This is a genomic window from Methylobacterium nigriterrae (assembly GCF_037106235.1).
Taxonomy (GTDB): domain Bacteria; phylum Pseudomonadota; class Alphaproteobacteria; order Rhizobiales; family Beijerinckiaceae; genus Methylobacterium; species Methylobacterium nigriterrae.
The window spans coordinates 1-6,101 of sequence record NZ_JBAWTG010000197.1 but is presented as its reverse complement, the minus strand read 5'-3'; the positions used below and the strand labels follow the sequence as shown (position 1 = coordinate 6,101).

Genomic DNA, 6,101 nt, shown 5'->3' with positions numbered 1-6,101 from the left:
CAGCTTTCTCCATTCTGCGTCGTCCAGCATCACTCCTCCCAGTCAGGAGGAGCAAAACGCCCGCACACGGAACACGTTCAAGGCCGAACAGGCCGTAGCGGTGACCAAGGATACGCTCACGGGCACCCTGCACTACGACGACGAGCGGGTGGCGATGGGTACGATGACCTACAAGCACCGCAGCCTAGAGGATCAACTCGACAGGGTCCGCGAAGGCATCGGCCACCTCAACGTCAACCTGAAGCTCATCCCGGACGTCGACGGCGGCGTGAAGGTCGCCCAGCTCGTGGGCTACCGGCTGCAGGACGTGACGGTGCATGGCGCCTGGGAAGGTGATGCCCGGCTGCACCTCATCCCGCACGTCAACTGCCGCGTGGCCGACCTGCCCGTACGCCGCGTCGTTCGCGGTCGGCACCAGGTCGTCGACTTCACGCTGCCCTACGGCGAGGTGCTGCACGATTACCTGGCCTGAACTCGGAGGTTGCCATGTCCCTCAAATCCAAGACGGCTCTCGTGACCGGCTCGACGAGCGGGATCGGCCTCGCCACCGCCCGCGCCCTTGCCCGGGAGGGCGCCAACGTCGTCATCAACGGCTTCGGCAATCCTGACGAGATCGAGCACGAACGGTCCGGGATCGAGACAGAGTTCGGAGTGCGTGCCGCATACTCGGCGGCTGACATGACGAAGCCCGACGAGATCGTCGCGATGGTGCGCGAGGCGGAAGGGAGCCTCGGCGCGGTCGACGTGCTCGTCAACAACGCCGGCATCCAGTTCGTCGCACCCCTTGAGGAGTTCCCGCCGGAGAAGTGGGATCAGATCATCGCTATCAACTTATCCGCGGCCTTCCACACCATGCGGGCAACCATTCCGGGCATGAAGACGCGGGGCTGGGGCCGGATCATCAACACCGCCTCGGCCCACTCACTGGTAGCGTCGCCGTTCAAGGCGGCCTATGTGGCGGCCAAGCACGGCATCGCCGGCCTGACCAAGACGGCCGCTCTCGAACTGGCGACGCATAGGATTACCGTGAACTGCATTTCCCCCGGCTACGTCTGGACGCCCCTCGTCGAGGCGCAGATCCCCGACACCATGAAGGCGCGCGGGCTGACCAAGGAGCAGGTGATCAACGACGTGCTCCTGCAGGCCCAGCCCACCAAGGAATTCGTCACGGTCGATGAGGTCGCCGCACTCGCGGTCTTCCTGTGCTCGGATGCGGCGAGCCAGATCACCGGAGCCAATCTCTCGATGGACGGCGGCTGGACGGCCGAATAAGAAGCCGTCGCGACGGCGCAGCTTCAGATCCTCAATCGCATTGAGGGTCAAGTTCCAATTGTCACCGCCGCCACAGTCGCTTTCAGGGTTTCCTGTCCATACCGATGCAGCGAGCACGCCCAGCGTGAACTTGCCACAACCCGGCGGCCCGACAATCTCAAATTGCGGGCTGAGGTAGCCGGACGGTACGAAGCGTAGCAGACGGCCTACGAAGGCGTGGGCCGGCACTTCAGCCGTCGGAATATTGGCTCCTGGCGCGCCCAAGACCGATAACCTGGGCTGCTGCAATGGCCGCTTCGGAGATGCCGCCCGAGCCGGCTGAACGGCAGGAATGGGCGCAAAGCGGAAGTAAGACGGCCCCGTTCGCCGCCGACGAGAAGCGGGAAGCCGCCAAGCATCATGACTTCTGGAAGATGCCTGCCACAGCTTTCCGTGCAGGCCGGGCTTGGGCTCCTCGGCCCATGGGACGGTGTCAGTCTCAAGAGGTTCGGCAGGTCGCGCCGCCTTTGGCCGGGGGACAACAGGGGCATTTCTATAGAGATCATTTTCTTCTTGTCCCTGTTATCCCCGGGGTTGTCCCTCCGCGGACGACCGAAGGTCGCTGTCGCTCACCGGGGGCAGCGTGTGATCCAGCCCAATCTTCAGGCGAGCCCGATGCGGCGGGCGTTCTGGCTTGGCCGGGCTGCCTGCAGCCGGCTGCGCAGGTGCAGCGAGGCCTCGGCCGGGAAACGACGCTGCCGGGCATCGGCTCCCCCTGCCCTCGCCATGCAGCTTCAAGCGCGCGCACTCCCGTCGGGTGACCCGCGGGCCAGCGCTCGGCGGCGCTGCAACGCCTCGCGGACGTGCGACACGAGCAGCGTGACGAGGCGAAGCTCCGTGCTCTCTACCCGCCCGAGCGCCTCCGCCCGGATCGTTGCCGCCGCCAGCGCGTCCGCCTCACCCTCCAGCGCATCGAGCTCGCCTGGATCTGCAGAGGGGACAGCGAGCCAGATCTCCAGGAGCCGCATCACGCTCGTCGGCGGCCGCCGCGGGCGCACCCGCTGGTATACGGCGGCTCCCGCCGCGCACAGTGACGCCAGGCCGCTAGCCACCAGTCCGACCCAGTAGACAGCGTTCTGCAGCTGGTCGGAGATGCTGGGCAGGTTGCCGGACAGGTAGGCGGCAGTGCCGGTGTGGATCGGCAGGGCTTGCGTCTTGTCATCGGGATCCGGCGCCTCGATGCCGGTCAGATCGCCGTCGAGGGCGGCAAGCTTCGACTTGCTCGTCAGGATCTCACGGGTGATCTCGCCCGCCAGCCAGTCCGGCATCGCAGCTGATGCGGCCAGGCGATAGCTCACAGACAGCGTCGTGATATCGTCGCCGGGCGACGGCAGCGAGCCCTGGAATGTTCCCTTCGGCACATCGATGGTCTCCAGGACGGGGTGCTCCTTGGCGATGGCTGCGGCCTCGTCGACCTCGAAGGTTCGCGGCCGGTCCTCGCCGGCTTTGCGCAGGGCCGTGAAGAGCGACAGCCATGATCCGCTCGCGGCCGGCGCGATGACGAAGAGCACGTCGATCTCCCGGCGCCGGACTGCCTCGGGCAGCTGGTCGAGGCTGAGCACCCGCCGCCGAACCGCGCCTGGCGATACGGCGTAGTGCTGGAGGATCAGGTCCAAGAGCTTGGCGTCGAGCATTCGCTCGTCGAGCAGGCCCACCGTATGTCCGTGCAGAGCCCGCACGCCATCGATCCCATGGCCCAGCGCGACGAACACGACAGCGTCACGGCGCAGGATGACGAGCGTCTGGCTGTTCTGGCCGGCCGCGTCACTGCGAACGATGGCGAGGTCGCTGCCCCCGTCGAGCGCGCTCGCGGCGGCGGTAAGGTCCTGCACGGGCGTGATCCGGACCCGGACACGCGGGTGCTCGGCCGCAAAGACCTGCGCGAGGGCCGAGCCGGCCCGTCGCCCCTCGGCGTTTGAGGGGACGGCGATGGTAAGTGTGAGCAGGCCGAGAAGCATGTGGATGAGCACGGCGGCCGCGGCCGAGCCCGCGACGACGAGGATCACGATGAGGAGTGTCGTGGTAGGACGTCTCATGGAGCCCGATCCGGTCGCCGCGGTGCCTGCCCGAAAAGCCGCCCTGGCGAGACGCCGCGCTCCTCGAGGAGGTCGAGCAAACCCGATTGCACCGGATCGATCCAGCGCGCAGCGAACGGGATCCGGAGATCCTCAGGGTTTTCTGCGGAGCCTGCAGCGCGAGATCGGCCTGGCCGCCCTGCACGATCCGGCTCACCGCGAGTCGGATGGCCTCCCGTGCGGCTGGACGGCATGCCGGAAGGCGCTCGACGGCTGCGGTGGTTGGGACACGCCCTCGGAATGAGGAAACAGACCGCCCTCCGCAAGGCTGCGGGAAGCAGTTCCCACGGGACCACTGAGCGGCGTCCCATCTCGTTCAGGAGTGGCCGAGGGCCGGACGGCGCGTTGGAGCAGTTTATCCGTGCGGCCGACGGCACGTCTGTCCGCGCCGCGCAACGGCCGCGTTCCAGCGGCAGCAATTCTCCATGTTCGGTGCCGTCGCAGGAGGGCTGTAGCCACGGTCCTGCCGCAGCGTGCGACGGCCCGCTCTATGATGGAGAGAGATGATGAGCCGCGAGACGATCAGGGACCGCGCTTACCGCACGATCGGGTACATCGAACGGGAGCCAGACGGGCGGCAGAAGGTGCTCGATGCGCAGTTCCGCACCCGAGGCCACTATGATCCACGGCAGGATGTCACGACCGACGCGGCCTACCGCACGGTCGCACGCGGCAACGTCCTGCCGGCGCTCATCTTCGACCGGGACTGCTGAGACGCGTGGCAGCGAGGAAGCACCGCCACGCGCCCTCCCTTCGCCGCTGATCTTCGTGCTCAGAGCTCGGGGTTGGTGCGCGCCGAGAAGCGGTCACGCGCAGTGAACCGGTCGGCCGGCAGGTGCGCGACCGGGCGCCGGAAGATCGCCTTGCTCAAGAACCGGCGCTCGATCTCGATCTGCGCCTCATCGAGGTCGATGTACCAGCTGCGCCGCCGCTGGCTCCAGCGGTAGCTGCGCGCCTTCAACAGATCCTTCGTCTCGATCGGCGATCCCTCCGCCCGGAGCCGCACCGTCGGCTTGCGGGCCGTCTCTAGGAGGCAGGCCAGCGCCAGGCGGTCCGACGTCCTCAGCGGCCGCGCCAGCAGCTGCAGCAGGGCCTGGCAGTCGTCGATCGCCCGGTGGCCCTGGTGGAAGTAGCCGCAATCGACCAGCAGGTAGCCGAGCTTCAGCCCCTCGTGGCCCTCCTCGCGCCAGGGCACTTGGTGGCAGGAGCAGGCCCAGTTCCTCTCCGCGAACAGAGGCCAGCGGCGCTCGCACATCTGCCGGTCAAAGCTGGCGTTGTGGGCGATGACGACAGCTGCGTCGGCCGCCAGCCGTTCAACCGCCGCGTCGTCGATCTCCCGTCCGGCGACGTCCGCGTCGGTGATGCCGGTGACCCGGGTGACCTCGGGCGGGATCGGCCTTGAGGGCTGCTGCAGCTGGTTGAAGGTCTCCAGCACGCGGTAGATGCGCCCGCTCTGCCCGTACTCGAAGCGGATGATGCCGAGCTCGATCACCTCGTCCTGCGTGACGTCGGTGCCGGTGGTCTCGGTGTCGAGGATCAGGCCGATGTAGGTCGGCTCGTCGGGCTGCTCGGGGCAGGCGCTGAACGGCGCGATCCGGCGCAGCACGCGGTACTCGCCGGTCTGCTCGAGCACGCCGGCGATGCTGTCGAGGGGCTGGCTCACGTCGCGGCGGGGTCCTGGCTCGGCTCACCTGGCCACCGGCACAGGTGCCGCATGGCAGGGGTGCAAGCGTAGCGTTGGCGTGGGTCTGCCGACCAGCCGACGCGGGGGCGTTTCCACAGACGAGAGAAGCTGCTCGGATTTGCGTCCACGTCAGTGCCAGGGCTGCCGCTGCCGAGGCTCGCGCTCATTGAATGGTCGGCGACCGCGAGGTGCCCAAGAGGGGTTGTGGCGGCCCACATCCAGCAGCGGGTTCGGACGTGACAAGCGGGGTGAAGAGCCGCGTCGCTGTGCACGAGCGATTCCTCGGCACGAGCTCAGACGAGAACGTGGTTGATGACGTGACCGTCACCTCCGCCCTGAGGGACCGGTCCAGCGATGGCGTCCGAGGCGCGCGGGAACCCGCTGCCGCCGGCACTTGGCCTTCGGGACGTCTCCCCGTCACGTCGTGTCGAGTGCAGGTCACGAAATGTGAGCGGGCCCCTCGGAGGGCGCGTGCGGCGCCTCTTCTTGAGGCGAATGGGGGTGACCGGAGCCTTCATCAAACCTGTTCCGCTCTAAGGATGCAGTTCAGGCATATTTAGCCGAGCCTCTCGTGCCGAACGGCGGAATCCAGCAGATTTCGGAAAGACACATTCCTACTGAGCTTACGGGAAGCTGGACCGCAGCGTGCTCAAGAATCTGCCCGGTGTGCCGGCGGGCCATCTGCGTACACGCCAGACCATTGCGCGGGAATGAAACGCCGCTTGCCGATGCATCTCTGCGATTGGTGACGACGGCAGGCCCAATGGGCGGTAGGGGATTGCCTTGCGACCTGGTGGGCTACCCAACAAATCTGGCGAGATACCGGCCCAGCCGAAGCAAGCGCAGATGCTTCTGAAACGTTTGGATAACCCTGAATGGCGCGGCTGATTTCGGGCAACTTTGGCGTGCACCCCCTTGCTTTCGCAGGCCAGGCCGGTACGCGTTCAGCTATCGTGAAGCAGCGGAAACTACAATGTCCGGATCGGCAGAAAATACGCAGAACAACTTCGTCGAAATCACTGCCGATATCG

The 6,101-nt window shown here is 66.9% G+C and carries 6 protein-coding genes; 3 read left to right on the top strand and 3 right to left on the bottom strand.

What is annotated here, in order from left to right; all coding sequences use genetic code 11:
• Both WDW90_RS33870 and WDW90_RS33865 read left to right on the top strand, forming a co-directional pair.
• The coding region (locus WDW90_RS33870) for an acetoacetate decarboxylase (protein ID WP_336492079.1) at nt 1-472 on the top strand (472 nt) is incomplete at its 5' end.
• A 14-nt stretch (nt 473-486) separates the two neighbouring features.
• On the top strand, nt 487-1,272 hold the full coding sequence (locus WDW90_RS33865; RefSeq protein WP_336492077.1) for a 3-hydroxybutyrate dehydrogenase: 786 nt from the start codon (nt 487-489) through the stop codon (nt 1,270-1,272).
• Nucleotides 1,273-1,913: 641 nt separating this feature from the next.
• Here WDW90_RS33865 and WDW90_RS33860 read toward each other — a convergent pair.
• Together WDW90_RS33860 and WDW90_RS33855 are read right to left on the bottom strand one after the other, a co-directional pair.
• Complete coding sequence (locus WDW90_RS33860) at nt 1,914-2,039, bottom strand: hypothetical protein (RefSeq protein WP_336492075.1); 126 nt, start codon at nt 2,037-2,039, stop codon at nt 1,914-1,916.
• Between the two features lie 6 nt (nt 2,040-2,045).
• Complete coding sequence (locus WDW90_RS33855) at nt 2,046-3,347, bottom strand: TAXI family TRAP transporter solute-binding subunit (protein ID WP_336492073.1); 1,302 nt, start codon at nt 3,345-3,347, stop codon at nt 2,046-2,048.
• Nucleotides 3,348-3,889: 542 nt separating this feature from the next.
• Here WDW90_RS33855 and WDW90_RS33850 point away from each other — a divergent pair.
• Nucleotides 3,890-4,099: a hypothetical protein gene (locus WDW90_RS33850; RefSeq protein WP_336492072.1), complete on the top strand. Its 210-nt coding sequence runs from the start codon at nt 3,890-3,892 to the stop codon at nt 4,097-4,099.
• Between the two features lie 59 nt (nt 4,100-4,158).
• Here the strand turns inward: WDW90_RS33850 and WDW90_RS33845 are convergent, their stop codons facing one another.
• The gene (locus WDW90_RS33845; protein WP_336492070.1) at nt 4,159-5,049 is read right to left on the bottom strand and encodes a 3'-5' exonuclease; all 891 of its coding nucleotides are present in this window, start codon (nt 5,047-5,049) and stop codon (nt 4,159-4,161) included.
• Between the last annotated feature and the right edge of the window lie 1,052 nt (nt 5,050-6,101).

Excerpts from the sequence above, each read along its gene's own strand:
- WDW90_RS33860 (WP_336492075.1), bottom strand. The coding sequence starts at position 2,039 with ATGGCGAGGGCAGGGGGAGCCGATGCCCGGCAGCGTCGTTTCCCGGCC.
- WDW90_RS33865 (WP_336492077.1), top strand. The coding sequence starts at position 487 with ATGTCCCTCAAATCCAAGACGGCTCTCGTGACCGGCTCGACGAGCGGG.
- WDW90_RS33855 (WP_336492073.1), bottom strand. The coding sequence starts at position 3,347 with ATGAGACGTCCTACCACGACACTCCTCATCGTGATCCTCGTCGTCGCG.
- WDW90_RS33850 (WP_336492072.1), top strand. The coding sequence starts at position 3,890 with ATGATGAGCCGCGAGACGATCAGGGACCGCGCTTACCGCACGATCGGG.